Below are 24,185 nucleotides of genomic sequence, written 5' to 3'. Positions count from 1 at the left end.
GGCGCCGGTGCGTCTGCTCTGTTCGATTGTCATGCCCGAGCCGTCGCCCCGAGTCGGACGGCGCCGGGCGCTCTCGCGCGGCCTTGGCTAGCTTTCGGCCAGGATGTGCGAGAGCTCCGTATCCAGATCGAAGTGGCGGTGTTCCGTGCCGGGAGGCACGGCCGCGTCGGTTCGCTTCAGGAACGATTCAAGAGCCCGCGCCGGGGCCTCGAGCAGAGCCTCACCTTCGGGGGAGCTCAGGGCGATGCAGACAACGCCCTGACCGTGGCTCCGGGACGGCCAGACTCGGACGTCGCCGGTACCGGTGGGCCGGTGCAGGCCCTCGGCGAGGAGGTCGCGGGCGAACACCCATTCGACGGTTTCCTCGGCTCCGGTGTGGAAGGTGGCGTGCACGGCGTAGGGATCGGCCGTGTCATACCGCAGTCCTGCGGGGACAGGCAGTGAGGACTCGCTCGACACAACGAGGCGCAGGTGCAGCTCGCAGCTGACCGTGGTGTTCATAAGCGCCAGGGCCTTTCGCTCAGTGTGCGCTCGGGGATTCGCACGTCGGCGAAATCGACATGCCACCTACGGTGCCGTTGTAAACCCCTCTGAGGGTTTTGGGTGTCTTTAGGTAGCTCGTTCGGCGGGTTGTTTGTTCGGCGGGTACAGCCATTCCGGTGACGGGTTTCCGTCCGGTAGGGTTTGGCCGTATGAATACGGGGAGTAACGAGCCGGGGGCTGCTGAAACAATCACCGGCACGAAGGACGGACAGCCGCTCGGATCGCGTGCGCCGGAGTTCATCCAGGCCCGCCGGGCGCTGCACGTCAGCTGGCAGGTGGGCGTCTTCATCGTCGGCCTCGCGGTGGTTGTCGCGGGCATCATCATGCTGCCGCTGCCCGGGCCGGGCTGGCTCGTGATCTTCGGTGGAATGGCGATCTGGGCGACCGAGTTCGTCTGGGCCCAGCTGGTCCTTCGCTGGACGAAGCGGAAGGTCACCGAGGCGGCGCAGCGTGCGCTCGACCCCAAGGTGCGCCGCCGGAACATCATCCTGACGACCATCGGTCTGGTGATCATCGCCGTGCTCGTCGGGATCTACGTCTGGAAGTTCGGCTTCGAGATGCCATGGAAGATCAAGGAGTGACCTCCGGGTGACTCCACGGCGGTCGGAGGCACCCGCTGACATGCGGTAATGTTCTCCGTGCGCCCGGGGCGATTAGCTCAGTGGGAGAGCGCTTCGTTCACACCGAAGAGGTCACTGGTTCGAACCCAGTATCGCCCACCCCGGAACTGCGGCCCGAAGGCTTTAAGCCTTCGGGCCGCAGTCGTATTGGCTCGATTTCCCATGCGGCGCAAGAGAATTGATGCCCCGTCGGCTGCGATGCGGCAAAGGCGGGGTCAGTGCATTCTGCCGAGAACATCTCGGACCCGGCGTGCGTCGCGCATACGCTGTTCGTACGTCGCGCCTATGGCGAGAAGCAGAAGTCCGGCGAGCGCGGGCGGCAGCCAGCGCGGCAGGGCGTCCACCACTTGGACGATGTAGGGCGCGAGTTCGTGCAGCGCGACCAGAGTGAGCACCGCGCCGCCGAGCGCGAGCGGAGCCTGCAGCCCGTGCCGGGCGCCCACCAGGGTGATCAGCAGGGCCGCCGCGCCGAGAAGGAGCGGACGCTGCCAGTGCACGTCGCTCCAGGCGGCGATGAGGCTCGGCAGGAGCGTCGCCGTGAGGCCGGGGCCGTAGGCCGTCCAGGAGGACGTCTGCGGTACGCGGCGGAGCCGTAGCGCGCCGATCAGGAGCGCGGGGACGGTGACCGGCAGGGTGTAGGCCTCCGGGGTGTCCACGTTCCAGGCGGCCAGGCGCACCCAGGTCGCCAGGAGGAACAGCGCCCCGGCCGCGTACCCGACAGGGCGGCGGTTGCTGCGGAGCGCGGTGCCCGCGGCGATGACACCGCCGAGCGCGAGGGCCAGGGCGAGGGTCGTCGCGTGCTCCGCGGTGAGGGCGACGGCGAAGCCGCCCGCGAGCGCCCCGGCGATCTCGACCGGCCGCGTCAGCGGATGCTGATCGAGCCGGGCCGCGACAAGGGCGCTGAGCGCAGGGACGACGAGCATCAGAAGCCCGGTGTGGTCCACGCGCAGGTCCAGGGCGGCCCCCGAGGCGCAGGCGAGCGCGGTGGCGTACGCGATCGTGGCGCAGGCGGTGGTGGCTGCCACGCCCGCAGTGACCTCCGGCCGGCGGGCGGCGAGCACGGTCACCACCAGCGACAGCGCCGCCAGAGCGCTGAATGTGCCGAGCGTCGCCTCAGTACCGGCCAGCGCCAGGAACGCGACACTCACCGAGGTCGTGACGGCCAGGCTCAACGAGGTGAGGGCAACCGCCTTCGATCCCCCGCGCGACGCGACGGCGAGCAGGGCGGCGGTGAGCGCGACATACGCCGCCACCCCGGCCGCGTAGGGGAGTTGGAGCGCGGACGGGACGATGAGGGCGGCGGCCCAGGCGAGAGCCAGGGCGCAGGCGCGGATGGTGCCGGGGTGGTTCAGCCGCCAGGCGGCAGGGTCGGCAGGGTCGGCAGGGTCGGCAGGCGATGTGGCCGTGGGCAGGAGCCGGGGCGCCGTGGCCAGGGTCCCGGCGATGACCGCGAGTACGAGCGAGGCCATGGCGGGGTGCTGCACGGGCAGTCCGGACACAGAGGCGGCGTCACCCATGCCGTGCGGCGCACCCGACCACACCTTCCCGGCCCGACTCGCGGGCCCGGCAAGAGCGGAGACGAGCGCGGGCAGCGTCCACAGCGCCGCGAGCGCCTGCACCAGGAGTGCCGACCCGGCGATCCCGCGCAGGACAGGGCGGGGCAAGGCGGTGCGTACGACCGCCAGCAGTGCGACGGCGCACGCCAGATAGCAGGGAACCGTCCACGCGGCGGGGAGCGTCTCGCGCAGCACGCCACCGGCTCCCGCGGCCACGAGCAGGCCCCCCGCGAACGCCGCACCCGACGCCTGCGGAGGCTGCGTGATCAGCCACGCCGCCACCAGCGCGATCGCCGCCGCAAGGATCAGGAGCCCGCCGGCCCGCGCCGCGTCGGGCAGATCCGCGGCCGACCAGGACAGGTAGCCGGCGCCCACCGCGCCCCACAGGCCCGCGGCGCAGGCACCGACGGTCGCGATGACGCGTACGCCCGCTTCGCCGACCCGCAGCGCGACGGCGACATCGAACGCCGCCGTCACCAGGAGGGCCGCGACCGTCACGTGGTCACCCGCGTCCGCGGCTCGCGCCCAGAGGAACAAGGGGAGTTGCGCGGTCGCCACGGTCAGCGGCAGAGGCAGCCGCAGCTCGCGGAACGCCAGGCCGTACGCGGCCCACAGCACGGTGAGCACGGCGGACGCCGCCGCCGCGTAGCCGATGCCGTCGGCGTGAGGCAGGGCGACGGCATGAACGGCGTACGCGTCGAGGACGGTCAGGGCCAGTCCGAGCGCGCCCACCGTCTCCGCCGTCGAGCGCAGCTTGCGGCGCAGCAACGGCGCGGGCACGCCCAGCGCCGTCAGCGTCACGGCCGCGAGGACGGCGCCGCGCCCGCCGATGCCCAGGTGTCCCCAGCTCACCAGCGTGAAGGCGATCGCCGCGATCGTCAGCAGGATGCCGCCCAGGGTGAGCAGCACGTTCTGCACGTTCGGCGCAGCGGCCTCGGGGGCGCGGACTAGCCGCGAAGGAGCGGGAGCGGGCCCGGCCGCCGCCTGGAGGGCGCCGAGCAGCCAGGCGCGGCGTCGCAGCAACTGCGTCCTGCGCGCGTCGAGTCGACGCAGCTCCAGATCGAGGACGCGGAGCTCCTCGGCCGGGGGCGGAATGTTCGTCATGTCGGTGGAGTGTGGTCCAGGACACCGCGACGGGCATCGGTCCGGATACTCAGTACGTACTCAGATCGGCCTCCTACCGGCAGACTCGGTCCATGGACTGGAGTCACTACCGCTTCCGCAGCGTCTGGAACGTACCCGCGCCGACCGCCGACGTGTACGCCGTCCTCGAACGCGCCGAGAACTATCCGGCCTGGTGGCCGCAGGTGCGCGAGGTGGTGCCCGTGGACGAGCACACCGGCACCGCGCGCTTCCGCTCCTTCCTGCCGTACGACCTGCTCGTGACCGGGGAGGAACGGCGCCACGACCCGGAGGCCGGGATCCTGGAGGTCGCGATGACCGGGGATCTGGAAGGCTGGGCGCGGTGGACCGTCACGACGGTGCCCGGCGGGACGCGTGCGGTCTACGACCAGGAAGTGGTGGTGCGCAAACCGCTGATGCGACGCCTCGCCGTTCCCGGGAGACCCGTCTTCCTCCTCAACCACGCGGTGATGATGCGCGCGGGCGAGCGGGGCCTGAAGGCGCACCTCAGGCGGGGCTGACGGCTCTCGCGGAAGCGGATTGAAGGAAACCCGCGAAGACCTGTATTGTTCAGTCCGTTCCCGGGCGATTAGCTCAGTGGGAGAGCGCTTCGTTCACACCGAAGAGGTCACTGGTTCGAACCCAGTATCGCCCACCCGGAGAATGCCGGTCCGTCACCGACGGACCGGTTTTTTCATGCCCGCAGGCCAGTGCCGGGCCGGTAATCCTCAGGCCGCCGCAGGCATTTCGGGACGCAGCGGCCATGTGGGATCCACCGTTTCCGGCGTACCGCTGCGCGCGAACCAGGCCTGCAGGCCGCGCGCCTGCGCCGCGTGCCACACCGCCTGCAGCGCGTGCAGCTCGGCCGGCGAGAGCCGTTCGAGCCGCGAGGCGAAACGCTGCCCCACGGCACGCACGACATCGAGCGCGGCCTGCGCGTCGGCCGCCGCGTCGTGCGCCTCGTCAAGCTCCACCGCGTAGTGCGCGCACAGATCCGTCAGCGTGCGACGGCCCTTGCGATACCGGTCGAGCTGCTTGTCCAGGACCCGCGGATCCAGGACGCACAGCGGCGAGCCCGCCATGTAATGGTCGAGCGACGACGCGCGGTGCCTGCGCAACTCCCGGTCCAGGATCGTCAGATCGAAGGGGGCGTTCATGACGACGATGGGGCGGCCCGCCGCGCCCTGCTCCGCCAGTTCCCTCGCTATCTCCTCCATCACCGGCGCGGGCCACCGGCCGTTGTGCTGCAGATGTTCCTCCGTGAGGCCGTGTACCGCGGTGGCGCCCTCGGGCACCGGAACGCCCGGGTTCACCAGCCAGCGGGTGATGCGCGGGCGGGTGCCCGCGCCTTGCTGGACGACGACGGCGGCCGACACAATGCGGTCGGTCTCGACGTCGACGCCCGTGGTCTCGGTGTCGAATGCGGCCAAGGGCCCCTCGTACCAGCACGTCATAGTGACGCAACTCCTCGTTCATGTCCGGCAGATGGCTTTCCTCCCCTGCCCACGCTGGTGATACCCGGGCCGTTTGCGCTGTACGCGGCCCGGAGACAACAGAGGTACAGGGTTTGGAAGTTGACCGGCCCGAAGCGGGGATTCACTGGTTCGGAAGGCACGTTGAACATGGCGCTCGCGCAGCCCGAACAGGGTGGGCTGCTGCCCGAGCGGATCGCACCGCCGCGCGGCACACTCGCCACCACCGCCTGTATGGAGACCCTTCAGGTCGGTTATCTGCACGCCGTCGCCGCCGCGGCGGGGTGCTCCCTCTCGCAGCCCTTCCCGGACAACGGCATCGACTGGCACGTCAGCCACAGCGCCCCCGGGCACACGGTCGACGACGAAGTCACCATCAAGGTGCAGCTCAAGTGCACGTACCAAATACCGCCGAATCCGCCCTCCCGTCGCCCACCACCCGTTACGGAAGGGCCGTCGGCCCGGCTGGATCGATTGGGCGCGGCCTTCTCCTTCACGCTCGACAACCCGCACCTGGAGAAGCTCGCCCGCACCCCGGTCGCGGTGCACAAGATCCTGGTCGTGATGCTCGTGCCCCGGTCGCAGGACGACTGGCTGAGCGCGAGTCATGACCGGCTCGACCTGCGGCACTGCTGCTACTGGACCAACCTCGCCGGACACCAGGTGACCGGCCGGCGCAGGACCACCGTGCGCGTCCCGACCTCGCGGATCTTCGACGACAAGGCTCTCTGCGAGATCATGACGCGGGTCGGGACGGGAGGGAGACCCTGATGCACCGCCCGATCGAAGAGCCACTACGCCCCGTTCGCCCGCACCCCGTTGAAGCCGCGGGCGCCTGGCCCGATCCCCGCAGCTCCCTGGGCCCGCCCGACCCTTCGCAGGTCGACCCCGCCGTGCTCGGCGCGCTGCTCGACCGGCACGGCTGGAACCGGCGCGGGGGAGCGGCAGGGCGCTACGCCCGCTGGAGCCCGCCGGGACCCGGCGGCTCCGGCACGAGCCTGCTCGTGCCGGAGAACAGAGGCTTCCCCGACTGCGACGATCTGCTCGGCGAGGCGCTCACCGCCCTGTCGCGCAGTGCGTCGCCGTCCGCGCGCGATGTGCTCGTCGGGCTCACCGTGCCCAGCGACGAGATCCGCTGGTGGCGCGATGTCCCCGCGGGACCCGCGGGCGCCGCGACCTGGCCGGCGGAGGAGCAACTGAGGGCGGCGGCGAGACAGATGCTGCTGGCGGGCGCCCTCGCGGCGCGTGGCCGTGCCGGGTACTACGGGGCGCGGCACCGCGGGCCCGCGGCCGCGTCCCTGGAGAACGTCCTGGTGGGGCCCGCTCCCGGCGGGCGGCAGCTGACCGCGTTCGTGCCCGTCCTGACCGGTCGTCTCCTCGCGGTGCGGCTGCACCAGGCGCTGTACGCGGTCCGCGAGGCCGTCGACTACCACCGCGCCACCGGCGGCATGGACGCCTTCGACGGGGCCGTCGAGGCGGGCGTCAGCCATGAGCTGACGGAGGCCGTCGTGGCTCTGGTGCGGGGCACGGAAGGGGCGCGCGTCGCCGTGGAGTGGGCGCCCGCCGCCGGAGTGCCCGACGGGTGCGCCGTGGACGCCGAGCCCGTCGAGTTCTCGCCCGGTGACCTGCCGGTGCTCCGGGAGGCGGGTGCCCGCTATCTGCGGGACGAGCCGTCGATGCCGGTGCGGATCACGGGGGCCGTGGTGCGGATGCGGCGTTCGGGGCCGCGGGGCGAGGGCACGGTGCGGGTCCGGGTGCTCGCGGGCGTGGACGTCCCCCACGTACGCATGACGCTCGACGAGGAGTCGTACCGCATCGCGGGCCATGCCCACCTGGTGGGGCTGCCGATCCGGGTGCACGGCCGTCTGGAGAGCCGGGGCGGCTTCCGGCGGCTCACCGGGGCATCGGGAGTGGTGCCGGTGCAGGTGGACGAGGCGGAGAAGGACCGCCTGATGAAGTCGCTCCAGGAGCATCTCGACTTCTTCGAGGAGGCGTGCGGCGGGGACTGAGGCGGGGCACGGTCGGGGCACTGCCGGGGTGCGGCGGGGGCCGGGGAGATAACCGTTTCGCGATGGGCGCCCCCGGCTCGGTACGATTCGTATCGCGTGCAGGAGCAGATCTGCCGCGACCCCCTTCAGGTAGGAGAAGACCGGTGTCAGACGTCCGTGTGATCATCCAACGCGATTCCGAGCGGGAAGAGCGCGTGGTGACGACGGGCACTACGGCCGCCGAACTCTTCTCCGGTGAGCGCACCATCGTCGCCGCCCGCGTGGCCGGCGAGCTGAGGGACCTCGCGTACGCCGTCCAGGACGGCGAGGAGGTCGAGCCGGTCGAGATCTCCTCCGAGGACGGCCTGAACATCCTGCGCCACTCGACCGCGCATGTGATGGCGCAGGCCGTGCAGGAGCTCTTCCCGGACGCCAAGCTGGGCATCGGCCCGCCGGTCCAGAACGGCTTCTACTACGACTTCGACGTCGAGAAGCCGTTCACTCCCGAGGATCTCAAGGCCATCGAGAAGAAGATGCAGGAGATCCAGAAGCGCGGTCAGCGCTTCTCGCGCCGCGTCGTCACCGACGAGGCCGCTCGCGAGGAGCTCGCCGACGAGCCGTACAAGCTGGAGCTCATCGGCATCAAGGGCTCCGCGTCCAGCGACGACGGCGCGGACGTCGAGGTGGGCGGCGGCGAGCTGACCATCTACGACAACCTCGACCCGAAGACCGGCGACCTGTGCTGGAAGGACCTCTGCCGCGGTCCCCACCTGCCCACCACCCGCAACATCCCGGCGTTCAAGCTGATGCGCAACGCCGCCGCGTACTGGCGCGGCAGCGAGAAGAACCCGATGCTCCAGCGCATCTACGGCACCGCCTGGCCCACCAAGGACGAGCTCAAGGCCCACCTGGAGTTCCTCGCCGAGGCCGAGAAGCGCGACCACCGCAAGCTCGGCAGCGAGCTGGACCTCTTCTCCATCCCGGAGCAGATCGGCTCGGGCCTCGCGGTCTTCCACCCCAAGGGCGGCATCATCCGCCGGGTCATGGAGGACTACTCGCGGCGCCGCCACGAGGAGGAGGGCTACGAGTTCGTCTACACCCCGCACGCCACCAAGGGGAAGCTCTTCGAGACCTCGGGCCACCTGGACTGGTACGCCGACGGCATGTACCCGCCCATGCAGCTCGACGAGGGCGTGGACTACTACCTCAAGCCCATGAACTGCCCGATGCACAACCTGATCTTCGATGCGCGCGGGCGTTCCTACCGTGAACTGCCGCTGCGCCTCTTCGAGTTCGGCACGGTGTACCGGTACGAGAAGTCGGGCGTCGTGCACGGTCTGACCCGTGCCCGCGGTTTCACCCAGGACGACGCGCACATCTACTGCACCAAGGAGCAGATGGCGGACGAGCTCGACACGACGCTCACCTTCGTTCTGAACCTCCTGCGCGACTACGGCCTGACCGACTTCTACCTGGAGCTCTCCACCAAGGATCCGGAGAAGTTCGTCGGCTCGGACGAGGCCTGGGACGAGGCCACCGAGACGCTGCGCAAGGTCGCCGAGAAGCAGGGCCTCCCGCTGGTCCCCGACCCGGGCGGTGCCGCCTTCTACGGCCCGAAGATCTCCGTGCAGTGCAAGGACGCCATCGGCCGCACCTGGCAGATGTCGACCGTGCAGCTCGACTTCAACCTGCCGGAGCGCTTCAACCTCGAATACACCTCGCCGGACGGCACCAAGCAGCGTCCGGTGATGATCCACCGTGCGCTCTTCGGGTCGATCGAGCGGTTCTTCGCGGTGCTCCTGGAGCACTACGCGGGCGCGATGCCGCCGTGGCTCGCTCCGGTGCAGGCGGTGGGCATCCCCGTGGGCGACGCGCACATCCCCTACCTCCAGGAGTTCGCGGCCGAGGCCAAGAAGAAGGGCCTGCGGGTCGAGGTGGACGCATCCTCCGACCGCATGCAGAAGAAGATCAGGACGCAGCAGAAGCTGAAGGTCCCCTTCATGATCATCGTCGGTGACGACGACATGAACGCGGGCACGATCTCCTTCCGCTACCGCGACGGCTCGCAGGAGAACGGCATTCCGCGCGACCAGGCGCTCGCCAAGCTCCTCGACGTGGTGGAGAGCCGCGAGCAGGTGTGATCCGTCCCCGCCCAGGCGGGAAACAGGCGGGAACAGGCAGGAGAGAGGCCCCCGGGACGTTCAGCGTCCCGGGGGCCTCTCGTCGTCCTCCCGCGCGAACACCTGGAGCAGCCACGAGGAGAACGACCCCGTCACCGCGCCGAGCAGCGCGAGGCCGCAGAGCATCAGACCCACCGCGACCAGGCGCCCCACCGGCGTCACGGGTGTCTCGTCGCCGTAGCCCACGGTCGCGAGTGTGGCCGAGGCCCACCACACGGCGTCCCCGAAGGTACGGATCGTCGCCCCCTTCGCCGCGTGCTCGTGCTGATAGACGGCAAGGGACGCGGCGAAGCCGAGAAGCAGCGCCGAAAGACCGGAGTACGTGACCACGCGCGCGTGCAGCGCGAGACGCGGCCTGCCGTGCCTGCGCTGGACGGTCTCGTAGATGTGCACGACGCGCAGCGGCCGAAGGAGGGGCAGGACGAGGACGAGGGTGTCCAGCCAGTGGGTGCGTACGAAGCGGAGGCCCTGGCCGCTCAGCCGCCACCGCGCCGCGTAGTCCACGGCGAACACGGCCCAGGCCGCGAAAAGCACCGTGAGGCAGACGTCGCGCCCCATACCGGGCAGACCGGAGGCCAGGACCAGTACGGCGTACGAGGTCAGGTAGAGGAGCGAGGCCACCGCGAGCAGCGCCTCCGTATGTTTCTCCCAGCGTGCCTGACGGCTGTCATCGGTCATCGACCCAGCTTCGCGGTGCTGCGCCCCGCGGGCGCCCCGCCGACACGGTTCGATCGGGCTAAGTCATATGCTTCACTGCATGACGAGTGAGCCGGAGCAGCAGATCGGAGTGGGGACGCAGGACGCGTTCCAGCGCCTGTGGACGCCCCACCGGATGGCGTACATCCAGGGCGAGAACAAGCCGAGCGGTCCGGGAGCCGACGACGGCTGTCCCTTCTGCTCCATCCCGGCCAAATCCGACGAGGACGGTCTCGTCGTCGCGCGCGGCGAGCAGGTGTACGCGGTGCTCAACCTCTACCCGTACAACGGCGGCCACTTGATGGTCGTGCCCTACCGCCACGTCGCCGACTACACCGAGCTGACCGTCCCGGAGACGGCCGAGCTCGGTGAGCTCACCAAGCAGGCCATGACGGCGCTGCGGGCGGCGTCCGGCGCACACGGCTTCAACATCGGCATGAACCAGGGCACGGTGGCGGGCGCCGGCATCGCCGCGCATCTGCACCAGCACATCGTGCCGCGCTGGGGCGGGGACACGAACTTCATGCCGGTCGTCGGGCATACGAAGATCCTTCCGCAGCTGCTCGCGGACACCCGCACGATGCTTGCCGACGCCTGGCCCACCGCCCGCTAGGGCCGCCTAGGCGTCGTACACGTCCGCCTTCCTCGGCATCGGGTCCTGGATCATTCCGCTGAGGAGGCCGGAGCGGTTGCCGAACTTCTCGGTGTCCACGCCGTTCTCCTCGAGGACCTTGATGGCCGCCGAGTGCACCACGCGGAGCACCGGTGTGGCCGCGCGCAGCGCGTCGTCGGCCATGAAGCGGTGCCGCCACGGCTTGTCGGCCCAGGCGTGCCGCAGGCCGAAGGGCTCGGGCAGGACCAGCTTGCCGCCGAGGTGGTCAAGGACCGGCGGGTACCAGGTGAAGGGGGCGCGGAGCGCGAGGCGTACGACCTCGTCCGCGTTGACGAGCGGCAGCTTGCGCTCCGTGGTCTCCCAGAACTTGATGGGCTTGGAGACCTTCTTGACCTTCGGGCTGGGCTTGCTGGTGAACAGGGAGTGGACCGGGCCGAGCGCGTGGCCTGTGACCTCGATGCGCAGGGTCTCGTGCAGGACGGTCACCGTGATCAGCATCGTGATGACCAACTGGCCGTCCCAGAGGGTGAACTGGCAGCCCAGATAGTGCCGGTCGCCGCCGCCGAACTGCTGCTCGTTGCAGATCCGCTGTATCTCGTGGCCCCGGACCTGGAAGGCCTCGACCTCTGTGCCGCTGGGGCGGGACACCGCGCCCGCGTTCTCCCCGATGGGGGAGACGATCCAGTGCTTTATCGACGGGGTCGGGAAGCCGCCGGTGTGCAGCGGGCCGCGCTCGAGGAGGCGCAGCTGGTCGTGCACCGCCCGGATGATGTCCCAGCTGCGGAACGGGTGGATCTCCGTGCCTTCCTTGCTGGAGACCAGCTCCTCGGCGAGCTGCCAGCTGCCCCAGCGGGTGCCCATGCCCAGTATTCCCTTGGGGCCCGCGTAGAAGACCGAGTTGCTCTGCTGCTCGGCGGAGAGGCGGGCCAGGCCCTGCCGGAGCTGCTCGGCGGCCGTCTCACCCGGGCTGCCCGGCACCGCCTCGGGGATCTTGGCGCCGATGCCACCGCCGGCGAGCAGACTCGACCAGCGCTCGCGCAGGTCTCTGGCGGTGCGCTCGGCGATCAGCTTGGCCCAGAACCAGCCCACCGCGGGGATGACGACCGCCGCGCGTATGTACCAGCCGAGGGGGCCGTGGATCGGCAGCTTGATGAGAAAGATCACGGCGAGGACGCCCACCGCCACCAGGACGGCCGTGGCGATCGCGCTCGCCCGCTTGTTGTCCCGCTTGATGACCGCCTGCTTGGCGGCGAAGATCAGCAGCCAGACGAGAAGCCCGGGCAGGAAGAGCAGCCCGCACAGCAGCATCACGATGGTGAGCCAGCGGTCGCGCTCCTTGCGGATGTTGTTCGCCGCGAGGCAGTGCTCGACGATCGACTGCGGTTCCATGCCGAAGGACTGGATCAGCGGCTTACGGGCGCCGCCGAGCATCCGGACCTGCACGGCCCGCGAGAACGCCTCGCCCAGATTCGGCGCGAAGAGCGAGAAGAGGCCGTCCTTGACCTCGGATTTATGCCATTCGTTGTTGGCGTCGAGGATCTTCGCGGCCTTGTCGTCGCGGTACGCGGCCGAGGCCAGGGCGTGGGTCGCCGCCGTCTGTCCCGCGGCCCCGGACAGCGGGACCTGGGCCCCGGGCCTGAAGTCGAATACGTCGTCCGCCACTGCCGCCCCCATCGCCGCGAGACCTTCACTGCTGCGGCTCTTCCCGACTTCCCTGCCTGGCACACCTGTTGATCAGGTCATCAGCGTATCTGTGCGCACCGACATCCGGCAGGGGACATCCGGATGCCGCCCGCCCGCGGAGGGCGTAACTGGCGGCATCCGGTGGGTCGTCCCCCGGAAATTCTCAACTAGGAGACGTCCTGGTCCTGTTCACGAATCCTCTCGGAGATCTGTGGTGGCATGGGTTCGTGGCGTGCGTACGAGCGGCTGAAACGCGCGGTGCCCTGGGAGAGGGACCTCAGGTCCACGGCGTAGCGCCCGATCTCGATCTCGGGCACCTCGGCCCGTACGAGCGTGCGCCCGCCGGGCGTCTGTTCGGTCCCGATCACCCGGCCGCGGCGCCCCGAGAAGTCGCTCATCACCGCCCCCACATGGTCGTCGCCGACCAGCACCCGCACCTCGGCCACCGGCTCCAGAAGGTGGATCTTCGCGTCGGTCGCCGCCTCGCGCAGGGCGAGCGCGCCCGCCATCTGGAACGCGGCGTCGGAGGAGTCCACCGAGTGCGCCTTGCCGTCGAGCAGCGTGACGCGCACGTCGATGAGGGGGTAGCCGGCGGCCACCCCCCTGGTGGCCTGCGCGCGCACGCCCTTCTCGACGGAGGGGATGAACTGCCGGGGCACGGCGCCGCCCACGACCTTGTCGACGAACTCGATGCCGCTGCCGCCCGGCAGCGGTTCGACCTCGATCTCGCATATCGCGTACTGGCCGTGGCCGCCGGACTGCTTCACATGCCGGCCGCGTCCGCCCGACCTGCCCGCGAACGTCTCCCGAAGGGAGACCTTGTGGCTCACGACGTCGACCTGCACGCCGTACCGGCTGCGCAGGCGTTCCAGGGCGACGTCCGCATGCGCCTCGCCCAGGCACCACAGCACCACCTGGTGGGTGTCCTGGTTGTGTTCGAGTCGCATCGTCGGGTCCTCGGCGACCAGGCGGGAGAGCCCCTGGGAGAGCTTGTCCTCGTCCGCCTTGCTGTGCGCCTGGATGGCGAGCGGCAGGAGCGGGTCGGGCATGTCCCAGGGCTCCATCAGGAGCGGGTTGTCCTTGTCCGAAAGGGTGTCGCCCGTCTCGGCGCGGTTCAGCTTGGCGACGCAGGCCAGGTCGCCCGCGACGCAGCTGGTGAGCGTGCGCTGCTGCTTGCCGAAGGGGGAGGAGAGGGCGCCGATGCGCTCGTCGACGTCGTGGTCCTCGTGGCCGCGGTCGGCCAGGCCGTGCCCGGAGACGTGCACGGTCTCGTCGGGACGCAGGGTGCCGGAGAAGACGCGTACGAGCGAGATACGCCCCACGTAGGGGTCGGACGCGGTCTTCACCACCTCGGCGACGAGCGGCCCCCCGGGGTCGCAGGTCAGCGCGGGCCGTGCCTGGCCGCCCGGTGTGGTGACGGCGGGCGCCGGGTGTTCGAGAGGCGTGGGGAAGCCGCCCGTGATCAGCTCCAGGAGCTCCACCGTGCCGATGCCCTGCCGGGCGCCGTCGGCCGCGGGGGCGGCCGCGAGCACGGGGTGGAAGGTGCCGCGTGCCACGGCGCGTTCCAGATCGTCCACGAGAGTCTTGAAATCGATGTCCTCGCCGCCGAGGTAGCGGTCCATGAGGGACTCGTCCTCGCTCTCGGCGATGATCCCCTCGATCAGTTTGTTGCGCGCGTCCTCGATGAGCGGGAGCTGGTCATCGCCGGGTTCGGACTCTTTGCGTTCGCCGGACGCGTAGTCGAAGGTCCGCTGCGAGAGCAGCCCGACCAGGCCGGTCACCGGCGCGTGCCCGTCAGGACCCTCGGCGCCGTGCAGCGGCAGGTACAGCGGCAGTACGGCGTCGGGGTCGTCGGCGCCGAAAGCCTCGGCGCAGGTCCGCGTCATCTCCCTGAAGTCGGCGCGGGCCGCCTCCAGGTGAGTCACCACGATGGCCCGCGGCATGCCGACCGCCGCGCACTCCTCCCACACCATGCGGGTCGCGCCGTCCACGCCGTCCGCCGCCGAAACGATGAAAAGGGCCGCGTCCGCTGCGCGCAGACCGGCCCGTAACTCGCCGACGAAATCGGCGTACCCAGGGGTGTCCAGGAGATTGATCTTGTAGCCGTCCCAGTCGACGGGGACCAGGGACAGCTGCACGGAGCGCTGCTGCCGGTGCTCCATGTCGTCGTAGTCGGAGACGGCGGTCCCGTCCTCCACCCGGCCCGCCCGGTTCACCGCCCCCGCGGTCAGCGCGAGGGCCTCCACCAGAGTCGTCTTGCCCGATCCGCTGTGGCCGACCAGCACCACATTCCGTACGGACGCGGGGTGGTCGGCCCTTGTAGCCCCGCCGGCGGCTCCGGTGTGTCCGTTCGACTTGTCGCCCATGCCTTGGCCTCCCGGTTACGTGCGCGGTGAGGAGGCACCGCCCCCTCGGGGATGCTGGCTGCTCGCGGACACGCGGGGGCCGTGTGCGGGTCGGCTCCGGCGACGCCCGCGGTGCTTTCGAGCTTTCCACTCGGGTCACTGTGCGTCCATACGTCGTACGCGATCGTGAGGGGGCGAGCCGGTCCGTCAAGGGCGTGACTACGATGGGCCAGCCGGTGGCCAACAGGGCCGCGCGGCTCACCGACCCCTCGGGAAGGCCATGCTGAACAAGTACGCGCGTGCATTCTTCACGCGTGTTCTCACACCGTTCGCCGCGTTTCTCATCCGTCGCGGCGTGAGCCCCGACGCGGTCACGTTCATCGGTACCGCCGGTGTGGTGGCGGGCGCGCTGGTCTTCTTCCCCCGCGGAGAGCTGTTCTGGGGCACGATCGTCATCACGCTCTTCGTGTTCTCCGACCTCGTCGACGGGAACATGGCGCGGCAGCTGGGACGCTCAAGCCGTTGGGGAGCCTTCCTCGACTCGACGCTCGACCGGGTCGCCGACAGCGCGATCTTCGGCGGTCTCGCGCTCTGGTACGCGGGCTCGGGCGACAACGACGTCCTGTGCGCCGTCTCCATCTTCTGCCTGGCCAGCGGCCAGGTGGTCTCGTACACGAAGGCGCGCGGCGAGGCGATCGGCCTGCCCGTCGCGGTCAACGGCCTGGTGGAGCGCGCCGAGCGCCTGGTGATCGCGCTGGTCGCCGCGGGCCTCGCGGGGCTCCACAAGTTCGGGGTGCCCGGCATCGACGTACTGCTGCCCATCGCCCTGTGGGTCGTCGCCGTCGGCAGTCTCGTCACCCTCGTCCAGCGTGTCGTGACCGTGCGCAGGGAGTCCGCCGAGGCGGACGCTGCCACGGGGGCCGCGCAGGGCAGTGAGGCCACGCCGTGAAGGACCGGCTGACCGACGCGCTCTACGGAGCCGCCTGGAGCTCGGTCAAGAAGCTCCCCGAACCGGTGGCGGTGCGCCTGGGCCGGACCATCGCCGACGCCGTGTGGAAGCGGCGCGGCAAGGGGGTCCTGCGCCTTGAGGCCAACTACGCGCGCGTGGTGCCCGACGCGAGCCCGCAGCGCCTCGCCGAGCTGTCCAAGGCGGGCATGCGTTCGTACCTGCGCTACTGGATGGAGTCGTTCCGGCTGCCGTCCTGGAGCCGGGAGCGCGTCGAGGGCGGCTTCGACGGCCAGGACATGCACTACCTGACGGACGGCATCGCCTCCGACAGGGGCGTCATTCTGGCCCTTCCGCACCTGGGCAACTGGGACCTGGCGGGCGCGTGGGTCACCACGAAACTCCAGACTCCGTTCACGACGGTCGCCGAGCGGCTCAAGCCCGAGACGCTGTACGACCGATTCGTCGCCTACCGCGAGGGCCTGGGCATGGAGGTCCTGCCGCACGAGGGCGGCTCGGCCTTCGGCACGCTGGCGCGGCGGCTGCGCGCGGGCGGCCTGGTCTGTCTCGTCGCCGACCGGGACCTCTCGGCGTCCGGCGTCGAGGTGAAGTTCTTCGGCGACACGGCGCGGATGCCCGCGGGGCCCGCGATCCTCGCGCAGCAGACGGGGGCGCTGTTGCTGCCTGTGACCCTCTGGTACGACGAGACACCCATCATGAAAGGGCGTGTTCACGCCCCCATCGATGTCCCCGAGACAGGTACCCGTACGGAGAAGACGTCTGTCATGACGCAGGCGCTGGCAGACGCCTTCGCCACGGGTATCGCCGATCATCCGGAGGACTGGCACATGCTGCAGCGCTTGTGGCTCGCTGATCTCGACCCCGCGCAGGGGCCCGCCGACGGTTCTGGGCACCACGCCGAGGGGACCACGCCGTGAGGATCGGCATCGTCTGCCCTTACTCCTGGGACGTGCCGGGCGGCGTCCAGTTCCACATCCGCGACCTGGCGGAGCACCTGATCCGTCTCGGGCACGAGGTGTCCGTACTGGCCCCCGCGGACGACGAGACCCCCCTTCCGCGGTACGTCGTGTCGGCGGGCCGCGCCGTTCCCGTGCCGTACAACGGCTCGGTGGCCCGGCTCAACTTCGGGTTCCTCTCCGCCGCGCGGGTGCGGCGCTGGCTGCACGACGGCACGTTCGACGTCGTCCACATCCACGAGCCGACCGCGCCGTCGCTCGGGCTGCTCACGTGCTGGACGGCACAGGGGCCGATTGTGGCCACTTTCCACACGTCCAACCCGCGCTCCCGGGCGATGATCGCCGCGTATCCGATCCTGCAGCCCGCCCTGGAGAAGATCCGCGCGCGCATCGCTGTCAGCGAGTACGCGCGCCGCACGCTCGTCGAACACCTGGGCGGCGACGCGGTCGTCATCCCGAACGGCGTGGACGTCGACTTCTTCGCGAAGGTCGAGCCCAAGGTGGAGTGGCAGGGCGGCACGATCGGCTTCATCGGACGCATCGACGAACCGCGCAAGGGCCTTCCGGTGCTGATGAAGGCGCTGCCGAAGATCCTCGCGGAGCGCCCGGACACCCGGCTGCTCGTCGCGGGACGCGGCGACGAGCACGAGGCCGTCTCCTCGCTGCCCGTCGAGATGCGCGAGCGCGTGGAGTTCCTCGGCATGGTCAGCGACGAGGACAAGGCGCGGCTGCTGCGCAGTGTCGACGTGTACGTAGCTCCCAACACCGGGGGCGAGAGCTTCGGGATCATCCTCGTCGAGGCGATGTCGGCGGGCGCACCCGTCCTCGCCAGCGATCTGGACGCCTTCGCGCAGGTCCTCGACCAGGGCGCCGCGGGCGACCTGTTCACCAACGAGGACGCGGACTCGCTGGCCGCGGCGGCCCTGCGGCTCCTCGGCGACCCCGAGCGCCGCGAGGAGCTGCGGGAGCGCGGGAGCAAGCATGTGCGCCGCTTCGACTGGTCGACGGTGGGCGCCGACATCCTCTCGGTGTACGAGACGGTCGCGGACGGAGCGGCGGCGGTGGCCGCCGATGAACGCTCGGGCTTCCGGGCGCGCTTCGGGCTCGCACGGGACTGATCGCCGCCGGTCCGGGGAGCCCGGCGGTCATGCGGAGGGGCCGCCTGGACTAGCCTCGGGCCGGTGACCTCGACACTGATCTGGATCGCGGTAGCCCTCTTCGCGATCGGCCTCTACCTGAGCTGGACCGCGGGCAGGCTCGACCGGCTGCACGCGCGCATCGACGCGGCCCGCGCCGCTCTCGACGCCCAGCTGCTGCGCCGTGCCTCGGTCGCCCAGGAGCTGGCCACCTCCGGGGTGCTCGACCCGGCGGCCTCCATCGTGCTCTACGAAGCGGCGCACGCGGCCCGGCAGGCGGAGGAGGAGCACCGCGAGGTCGCCGAGAGCGAGCTCAGCCAGGCGCTGCGCGCGATCTTCGGCGAGGCGCAGCAGGTCGAGGTGATCCGCGAGGCCCCCGGCGGCGACGAGGCGGCGACCGAGCTGGCGGCGGCCGTGCGCCGGGTGCCGATGGCCAGGCGCTTCCACAACGACGCCGTACGCGCGGCACGCGCCCTGCGCAGGCACCGCAAGGTCCGCTGGTTCCGCCTCGCGGGCCACGCGCCGTTCCCCATGGCCTTCGAGATGGACGACGAACCGCCGGTCGCGCTGATCGACCGCGCGACCGCGTAGCGCCCACCGCCTGACCGCGTAGCCCCGTCCTCGCTGACCAGGCGCGTTGGGGAAAAATGAGCCACCGGTCACCCATTGGCCCTTGCTGTGGACTGGTCGCAGGGAGTCTCCTCGTAGACGCAGGAACCCGTCTTCAGCGAGCGAGGTCAACTCCGTGTCCAGCACCCTCTCCAGCAGCAACCAGTCGCCCGAGACCGGCACCGCGCGCGTCAAGCGCGGCATGGCCGAGCAGCTCAAGGGCGGCGTCATCATGGACGTGGTCAACGCCGAGCAGGCGAAGATCGCCGAGGACGCCGGCGCCGTCGCCGTCATGGCCCTGGAGCGGGTCCCGGCGGACATACGCAAGGACGGCGGCGTGGCCCGGATGTCCGACCCGAACATGATCGAAGAGATCATCGAGGCCGTCTCCATCCCGGTCATGGCCAAGTCCCGCATCGGCCACTTCGTCGAGGCACAGGTGCTCCAGTCGCTCGGAGTCGACTACATCGACGAGTCCGAGGTGCTGACCCCGGCCGACGAGGTCAACCACAGCGACAAGTTCGCCTTCACGACCCCGTTCGTGTGCGGCGCCACCAACCTGGGCGAGGCCCTGCGCCGCATCGCCGAGGGTGCGGCCATGATCCGCTCCAAGGGCGAGGCCGGTACCGGCAACGTCGTCGAGGCCGTGCGTCACCTGCGCCAGATCAAGAACGAGATCGCCAAGCTGCGCGGCTTCGACAACAACGAGCTGTACGCCGCCGCCAAGGACCTCCGCGCTCCGTACGAGCTGGTCAAGGAGGTCTCCGAGCTCGGCAAGCTGCCGGTGGTCCTCTTCTCGGCCGGTGGTGTCGCCACCCCCGCCGACGCCGCCCTGATGCGCCAGCTCGGTGCCGAGGGTGTCTTCGTCGGCTCCGGCATCTTCAAGTCGGGCGACCCGGCCGCGCGCGCCGCCGCCATCGTGAAGGCCACCACCTTCTACGACGACCCCAAGACCATCGCGGACGCGTCCCGCAACCTCGGCGAGGCCATGGTCGGCATCAACTGCGACACGCTCCCCGAGGCCGAGCGCTACGCGAACCGCGGCTGGTAAGGCACTCCGTAGATGAATGACACCCCTGTAGTCGGCGTCCTGGCACTCCAGGGCGATGTACGGGAACACTTGATCGCCCTGGCCTCGGCGGACGCCGTGGCCAGGCCGGTCAGGCGCCCCGAAGAGCTGGCCGATGTGGACGGCCTGGTCATCCCGGGCGGCGAGTCCACCACCATCTCCAAACTGGCTGCCCTCTTCGGCCTGATGGAGCCCCTTCGCGCGCGCGTGCGTGCCGGTATGCCGGTCTATGGCAGCTGCGCGGGCATGATCATGCTCGCCGACAAGATCCTCGATCCGCGCTCGGAGCAGGAGACCTTCGGCGGCATCGACATGATCGTGCGCCGCAACGCCTTCGGGCGGCAGAACGAGTCCTTCGAGGCGGCCGTCGATATCGCTGGCATCGACGGCGACCCCGTGGAGGGTGTCTTCATCCGTGCCCCCTGGGTCGAGTCGGTCGGCGCGCGCGTCGAGGTGCTCGCCGAGCACGAGGGGCACATCGTCGCCGTACGCCAGGGCAACGCGCTCGCCACGTCGTTCCACCCCGAGCTGACGGGCGACCATCGCGTGCACGAGCTGTTCGTCGGGATGGTGCGGGGGCACGCGGCGGCGGGATCCTAGTAGGATCTCTGCGTTCGTACAGTTGGGTAACGCGAAGGAGACAGGCAGATGTCCGGCCACTCTAAATGGGCTACGACGAAGCACAAGAAGGCCGTGATTGACGCCAAGCGCGGCAAGCTCTTCGCGAAGATGATCAAGAACATCGAGGTCGCGGCCCGCACGGGCGGCGCCGACGTGTCCGGGAACCCGACTCTCTTCGACGCCATCCAGAAGGCCAAGAAGAGCTCGGTCCCGAACAAGAACATCGACTCCGCGGTCAAGCGCGGCGCCGGTCTCGAAGCCGGTGGCGCCGAGTACGAGACGATCATGTACGAGGGCTACGGCCCGAACGGCGTCGCGGTGCTCATCGAGTGCCTCACGGACAACCGCAACCGCGCGGCATCGGACGTACGCGTCGCGATGACCCGCAACGGCGGCTCCATGGCGGACCCGGGCTCCGTCTCGTACCTCTTCAACCGCAAGGGCGTCGTCGTCGTCTCCAAGGGAGAGGGCGAGCTGTCCGAGGACGACGTCCTCGGCGCGGTCCTGGACGCGGGCGCCGAAGAGGTCAACGACCTCGGTGAGTCCTTCGAGGTGCTCAGCGAGGCCACCGACCTGGTCGCGGTCCGTACCGCCCTCCAGGAGGCCGGCATCGACTACGACTCGGCCGACGCCAACTTCGTCCCGACCATGCAGGTCGAGCTGGACGAGGACGGCGCGCGGAAGATCTTCAAGCTCATCGACGCGCTCGAGGACAGCGACGACGTCCAGAACGTCTTCGCCAACTTCGATGTGAGCGACGAGGTCATGGAGAAGGTCGACGCCTGAGTCCGGCGAGTCCGGGCCTGAGTCCGGCGAGTCCGGTTGGTCCGGCCTCGGACCGGCCGTGCCATGGCTTTCGCTGACGGGCCGACAGGGGACACACCCCCTGTCGGCCCGTCGCGTTGTCAGTGCGAGCCGATAGCCTGCACAAACAGGTGAGCGAAGAAGTGGGGGTACTCGTGCGCGTGCTGGGTGTGGACCCGGGCCTTACCCGGTGCGGTGTGGGGGTCGTCGACGGAGTCGCCGGACGCCCCCTGAGCATGCGCGCGGTCGGTGTCGTCCGTACGCCCGCCGACGCCGAGCTGGGCCTCCGCCTGGTCGCCATCGAGCAGGGCATCGAGCAGTGGCTCGACGAGCACGACCCCGAAGTCCTCGCCGTGGAGCGGGTGTTCAGCCAGCACAACGTGCGTACGGTCATGGGCACGGCCCAGGCCAGTGCCGTGGCCATGCTCTGCGCCTCGCGCCGAGGCATCCCCGTAGCCCTGCACACGCCCAGCGAGGTCAAGGCCGCCGTCACCGGCAGCGGCCGTGCCGACAAGGCGCAGGTCGGGGCGATGGTCACCCGCCTCCTGCGGCTCGACGCACCGCCCAAGCCCGCCGACGCGGCGGACGCCCTCGCCCTCGCCATCTGCCACATCTGGCGCGCCCCCGCCCAGAACCGGCTCCAGCGGGCAGTCGCCCAGAACCGTCTCCAGCAGGCCGCGGCCCCGCACGCGTCGCGAACGTCACCAGCACAGAAAGGCCGTACCGCATGATCGCCTTCGTCAGCGGCCCCGTCGCCGCCCTCGCCCCCGATGCCGCGGTGGTCGAGGTCGGCGGTGTCGGCATGGCCATCCAGTGCACGCCGAACACCCTCTCCACCCTGCGCATCGGTCAGCCTGCCAAGCTGGCCACCTCCCTCGTCGTCCGGGAGGACTCCCTCACCCTGTACGGCTTCGCGGACGACGACGAGCGCCAGACCTTCGAGCTCCTGCAGACCGCGAGCGGCGTCGGACCGCGCCTCGCGCAGGCCATGCTCGCCGTGCACAGCCCGGACGCGCTGCGCCGCGCCGTCGCCACCGCCGACGAGAAGGCGCTCACCGCGGTCCCCGGCATCGGCAAGAAGGGTGCCCAGAAGCTGCTCCTGGAGTACAAGGACCGCCTCGGCGAGCCCCTCGGCACGGGCGGCCCCGCGATCGGCACCGCCGTCACCTCCGGCTGGAGCGACCAGCTGCACGCGGCGCTCATCGGCCTCGGGTACGCCACGCGCGAGGCGGACGAAGCCGTCGCCGCCGTCACCCCGCAGGCCGAGGCGTCCGAGAAGCCGCAGGTGGGCCAGCTCCTCAAGGCCGCTCTTCAGACACTGAACCGCACCCGCTAGCACCCGCCGGCACCCGTCGGCCCCTGACCAACCAGAACCACATCGCGAGGCGAGCTCATGAACTGGGACGAGACGACCGACGACGCGACCGCCGCACCCGGCGCGGCCGAGCGGCTCGTCGGTGCGTCCGCCGACGGCGAGGACCAGGCGGTCGAGGCCGCCCTGCGCCCCAAGGACCTGGACGAGTTCATCGGCCAGGAGAAGGTCCGCGAGCAGCTCGACCTCGTCCTGCGCGCGGCCCGCGCGCGAGGCGCCACCGCCGACCACGTCCTGCTCTCCGGCGCCCCCGGACTCGGCAAGACCACCCTCTCGATGATCATCGCGGCCGAGATGGGCGCCCCGATCCGCATCACCAGCGGTCCCGCCATCCAGCACGCGGGCGACCTCGCCGCGATCCTCTCCTCCCTCCAGGAGGGCGAGGTCCTCTTCCTCGACGAGATCCACCGGATGTCCCGGCCCGCCGAAGAGATGCTCTACATGGCGATGGAGGACTTCCGCGTCGACGTCATCGTCGGCAAGGGCCCCGGTGCCACCGCCATCCCGCTGGAACTGCCGCCCTTCACCCTGGTGGGCGCCACCACGCGCGCGGGCCTGCTGCCCCCGCCGCTGCGCGACCGCTTCGGCTTCACCGCGCACATGGAGTTCTACGAACCGGCCGAGCTGGAGCGCGTGATCCACCGCTCCGCGCAGCTCCTCGACGTGGCGATCGACGCGGACGGCGCCGCCGAGATCGCGGGACGCTCGCGCGGCACGCCCCGTATCGCCAACCGCCTGCTGCGCCGCGTGCGGGACTACGCACAGGTCAAGGCCGACGGCGAGATCAACAAGGACATCGCGGGCGCGGCCCTCAAGGTCTACGAAGTGGACGACCGAGGCCTCGACCGGCTCGACCGCGCCGTCCTGGAGGCCCTGCTCAAGCTCTTCGGCGGCGGCCCCGTCGGCCTCTCGACGCTCGCCGTCGCCGTGGGGGAGGAGCGCGAGACGGTCGAAGAGGTGGCCGAGCCCTTCCTGGTACGGGAGGGGCTGCTCGCGCGTACCCCGCGCGGCCGGGTCGGGACTCCCGCGGCATGGGCGCATCTCGGGCTTGTTCCCCCGCGACAGGCGGGCGGAATCGGACAAGGGGACCTGTTCGGGGCGTGACGGCGCGCGTAGTCGCACGGTCAGGAACTGCGGTGCCATGCTGAGCGTTGTTCGTTAGGTGCGGACTCGCTTAGACTCCGCCGATGCCGCCTTTGCGGGCGGCGTGCCCACCCCCGTCCATCAGGCCGCTTACCTGCGCGGTCATGCGAAGGAAACTCCGTCCCGTGAATATCGTGACCCTCCTCCCGTTCGTCGTGCTCATCGGGGCCATGTTCCTGATGACCCGCTCCGCCAAGAAGAAGCAGCAGGCGGCCGCGGCGATGCGCAACGAGATGCAGCCCGGCACCGGCATCCGCACGATCGGGGGCATGTACGCCACCGTCAAGGAGGTTCACGACGACGCCGTCCTCCTCGAGGTGGCTCCGGGCGTGCACGCGTTCTACGCGAAGAACTCCATCGGCGCCGTCCTCGAGGACGAGGAGTACAACCGCATCGTCCACGGCACGAGCGTCGACCTGAAGTCGGACAACCCCGTCGTCCCGGACGACGCCTCCTCCCTGACCGAGACCGACGAGCCCGCCGCCGGCGCTTCCGACGACTCGCCCATCGACCTCGGCAAGAAGGACGCGGACAGCGCCCCCGAGGCCGACGAAGCCGAGCCGAAGAAGACCGACGGCGAGTCCGACACGAAGTAGCCACCACCGGGGTCCGTGGGGCGCGCCGCTCGCGCTGCCACGGCCCCCTCAGTGCGTGGGTTTCGCGACGGGTCTCGACACCACTTCATGGCCG

At 70.5% G+C, this 24,185-nt stretch carries 23 protein-coding genes and 2 tRNA genes; 19 read left to right on the top strand and 6 right to left on the bottom strand.

Annotation, left to right across the window (positions count from 1 at the left end; translation table 11 throughout):
- Positions 1 to 87: 87 nt before the first annotated feature.
- Positions 88 to 501: an SsgA family sporulation/cell division regulator gene (locus ACFVXC_RS37095; RefSeq protein ID WP_003959770.1), complete on the bottom strand. Its 414-nt coding sequence runs from the start codon at positions 499 to 501 to the stop codon at positions 88 to 90.
- A gap of 191 nt (positions 502 to 692) precedes the next feature.
- Between ACFVXC_RS37095 and ACFVXC_RS37090 the strand changes: the two genes are divergently transcribed.
- Both ACFVXC_RS37090 and ACFVXC_RS37085 read left to right on the top strand, forming a co-directional pair.
- Positions 693 to 1,124 carry a TIGR02611 family protein gene (locus tag ACFVXC_RS37090; RefSeq protein ID WP_389914895.1) on the top strand — a complete coding sequence of 144 codons (432 nt, stop codon included), beginning with the start codon at positions 693 to 695 and terminating at the stop codon, positions 1,122 to 1,124.
- A 66-nt stretch (positions 1,125 to 1,190) separates the two neighbouring features.
- A tRNA-Val gene (locus ACFVXC_RS37085) sits at positions 1,191 to 1,262 on the top strand.
- A 116-nt stretch (positions 1,263 to 1,378) separates the two neighbouring features.
- Here the strand turns inward: ACFVXC_RS37085 and ACFVXC_RS37080 are convergent.
- Positions 1,379 to 3,823 (bottom strand): SCO7613 C-terminal domain-containing membrane protein, encoded by a 2,445-nt coding sequence (locus ACFVXC_RS37080; RefSeq protein ID WP_389914892.1) that lies wholly within the window; start codon positions 3,821 to 3,823, stop codon positions 1,379 to 1,381.
- 92 nt (positions 3,824 to 3,915) lie between these two features.
- On the opposite strand from ACFVXC_RS37080, the gene ACFVXC_RS37075 reads away from it, so the two are divergent.
- Both ACFVXC_RS37075 and ACFVXC_RS37070 read left to right on the top strand, forming a co-directional pair.
- Positions 3,916 to 4,362 carry an SRPBCC family protein gene (locus ACFVXC_RS37075; RefSeq protein WP_389914889.1) on the top strand — a complete coding sequence of 149 codons (447 nt, stop codon included), beginning with the start codon at positions 3,916 to 3,918 and terminating at the stop codon, positions 4,360 to 4,362.
- A gap of 62 nt (positions 4,363 to 4,424) precedes the next feature.
- Positions 4,425 to 4,496: transfer RNA gene (locus tag ACFVXC_RS37070), tRNA-Val, on the top strand.
- A gap of 73 nt (positions 4,497 to 4,569) precedes the next feature.
- On the opposite strand, the gene ACFVXC_RS37065 is transcribed toward ACFVXC_RS37070, so the two are convergent.
- Positions 4,570 to 5,295: a 3'-5' exonuclease gene (locus ACFVXC_RS37065; RefSeq protein ID WP_389914887.1), complete on the bottom strand. Its 726-nt coding sequence runs from the start codon at positions 5,293 to 5,295 to the stop codon at positions 4,570 to 4,572.
- 168 nt (positions 5,296 to 5,463) lie between these two features.
- Between ACFVXC_RS37065 and ACFVXC_RS37060 the strand changes: the two genes are divergently transcribed.
- The 3 genes from ACFVXC_RS37060 to thrS all read left to right on the top strand — a co-directional run bounded on the left by ACFVXC_RS37060 (position 5,464) and on the right by thrS (position 9,442).
- Positions 5,464 to 6,084, top strand: a complete 621-nt coding sequence (locus tag ACFVXC_RS37060) for a DUF4365 domain-containing protein (protein ID WP_389914884.1) — start codon at positions 5,464 to 5,466, stop codon at positions 6,082 to 6,084.
- Entirely contained in the window at positions 6,081 to 7,322 is a 1,242-nt protein-coding gene (locus tag ACFVXC_RS37055; protein WP_389914923.1) for a hypothetical protein, read from the top strand. The genes ACFVXC_RS37060 and ACFVXC_RS37055 overlap by 4 nt, the downstream gene beginning before the upstream one ends.
- Before the next feature lie 143 nt (positions 7,323 to 7,465).
- Positions 7,466 to 9,442 (top strand): threonine--tRNA ligase, encoded by a 1,977-nt coding sequence (gene thrS / locus ACFVXC_RS37050; protein ID WP_389914882.1) that lies wholly within the window; start codon positions 7,466 to 7,468, stop codon positions 9,440 to 9,442.
- Between the two features lie 60 nt (positions 9,443 to 9,502).
- On the opposite strand, the gene ACFVXC_RS37045 is transcribed toward thrS, so the two are convergent.
- Positions 9,503 to 10,159, bottom strand: coding sequence for a potassium channel family protein (locus tag ACFVXC_RS37045; protein WP_389914880.1), 657 nt, complete (start codon positions 10,157 to 10,159; stop codon positions 9,503 to 9,505).
- Between the two features lie 67 nt (positions 10,160 to 10,226).
- Between ACFVXC_RS37045 and ACFVXC_RS37040 the strand changes: the two genes are divergently transcribed.
- On the top strand, positions 10,227 to 10,790 hold the full coding sequence (locus ACFVXC_RS37040) for an HIT family protein (RefSeq protein WP_389914878.1): 564 nt from the start codon (positions 10,227 to 10,229) through the stop codon (positions 10,788 to 10,790).
- 6 nt (positions 10,791 to 10,796) lie between these two features.
- Here the strand turns inward: ACFVXC_RS37040 and ACFVXC_RS37035 are convergent, their stop codons facing one another.
- Both ACFVXC_RS37035 and ACFVXC_RS37030 read right to left on the bottom strand, forming a co-directional pair.
- A complete protein-coding gene (locus tag ACFVXC_RS37035) occupies positions 10,797 to 12,464 on the bottom strand; it encodes a hypothetical protein (RefSeq protein ID WP_389914876.1) in 1,668 nt (555 codons plus the stop codon).
- A 176-nt stretch (positions 12,465 to 12,640) separates the two neighbouring features.
- Complete coding sequence (locus tag ACFVXC_RS37030) at positions 12,641 to 14,839, bottom strand: elongation factor G-like protein EF-G2 (RefSeq protein ID WP_389914874.1); 2,199 nt, start codon at positions 14,837 to 14,839, stop codon at positions 12,641 to 12,643.
- A 259-nt stretch (positions 14,840 to 15,098) separates the two neighbouring features.
- Here ACFVXC_RS37030 and pgsA point away from each other — a divergent pair, with 259 nt between their 5' ends.
- The 11 genes from pgsA to yajC all read left to right on the top strand — a co-directional run bounded on the left by pgsA (position 15,099) and on the right by yajC (position 24,091).
- Positions 15,099 to 15,767, top strand: coding sequence for a phosphatidylinositol phosphate synthase (gene pgsA, locus ACFVXC_RS37025; protein WP_389914871.1), 669 nt, complete (start codon positions 15,099 to 15,101; stop codon positions 15,765 to 15,767).
- Positions 15,764 to 16,702: a phosphatidylinositol mannoside acyltransferase gene (locus ACFVXC_RS37020; protein WP_389914868.1), complete on the top strand. Its 939-nt coding sequence runs from the start codon at positions 15,764 to 15,766 to the stop codon at positions 16,700 to 16,702. The genes pgsA and ACFVXC_RS37020 overlap by 4 nt, the downstream gene beginning before the upstream one ends.
- Positions 16,699 to 17,859: a glycosyltransferase family 4 protein gene (locus ACFVXC_RS37015; protein WP_389914866.1), complete on the top strand. Its 1,161-nt coding sequence runs from the start codon at positions 16,699 to 16,701 to the stop codon at positions 17,857 to 17,859. Before ACFVXC_RS37020 ends, ACFVXC_RS37015 begins: the two co-directional genes overlap by 4 nt.
- Before the next feature lie 63 nt (positions 17,860 to 17,922).
- Positions 17,923 to 18,468 (top strand): hypothetical protein, encoded by a 546-nt coding sequence (locus ACFVXC_RS37010; protein ID WP_389914863.1) that lies wholly within the window; start codon positions 17,923 to 17,925, stop codon positions 18,466 to 18,468.
- A 154-nt stretch (positions 18,469 to 18,622) separates the two neighbouring features.
- Positions 18,623 to 19,537, top strand: coding sequence for a pyridoxal 5'-phosphate synthase lyase subunit PdxS (gene pdxS, locus ACFVXC_RS37005; protein ID WP_389914860.1), 915 nt, complete (start codon positions 18,623 to 18,625; stop codon positions 19,535 to 19,537).
- Positions 19,538 to 19,549: 12 nt separating this feature from the next.
- Positions 19,550 to 20,155, top strand: coding sequence for a pyridoxal 5'-phosphate synthase glutaminase subunit PdxT (gene pdxT, locus ACFVXC_RS37000; RefSeq protein ID WP_389914858.1), 606 nt, complete (start codon positions 19,550 to 19,552; stop codon positions 20,153 to 20,155).
- A 48-nt stretch (positions 20,156 to 20,203) separates the two neighbouring features.
- Positions 20,204 to 20,962, top strand: a complete 759-nt coding sequence (locus ACFVXC_RS36995) for a YebC/PmpR family DNA-binding transcriptional regulator (protein WP_389914855.1) — start codon at positions 20,204 to 20,206, stop codon at positions 20,960 to 20,962.
- A gap of 173 nt (positions 20,963 to 21,135) precedes the next feature.
- Complete coding sequence (ruvC, locus tag ACFVXC_RS36990) at positions 21,136 to 21,711, top strand: crossover junction endodeoxyribonuclease RuvC (RefSeq protein WP_389914921.1); 576 nt, start codon at positions 21,136 to 21,138, stop codon at positions 21,709 to 21,711.
- Positions 21,708 to 22,316 (top strand): Holliday junction branch migration protein RuvA, encoded by a 609-nt coding sequence (gene ruvA, locus ACFVXC_RS36985; protein WP_389914852.1) that lies wholly within the window; start codon positions 21,708 to 21,710, stop codon positions 22,314 to 22,316. Before ruvC ends, ruvA begins: the two co-directional genes overlap by 4 nt.
- Positions 22,317 to 22,373: 57 nt before the next feature.
- Positions 22,374 to 23,456 (top strand): Holliday junction branch migration DNA helicase RuvB, encoded by a 1,083-nt coding sequence (gene ruvB / locus ACFVXC_RS36980; protein ID WP_389914849.1) that lies wholly within the window; start codon positions 22,374 to 22,376, stop codon positions 23,454 to 23,456.
- A gap of 164 nt (positions 23,457 to 23,620) precedes the next feature.
- The gene (gene yajC / locus ACFVXC_RS36975) at positions 23,621 to 24,091 is read left to right on the top strand and encodes a preprotein translocase subunit YajC (protein ID WP_389914846.1); all 471 of its coding nucleotides are present in this window, start codon (positions 23,621 to 23,623) and stop codon (positions 24,089 to 24,091) included.
- Positions 24,092 to 24,185 lie beyond the last annotated feature (94 nt).

It is taken from the genome of Streptomyces sp. NPDC058257, from assembly GCF_042881845.1.
GTDB lineage: Bacteria > Actinomycetota > Actinomycetes > Streptomycetales > Streptomycetaceae > Streptomyces.
This window is presented reverse-complemented; position numbering and strand designations above follow the sequence as displayed.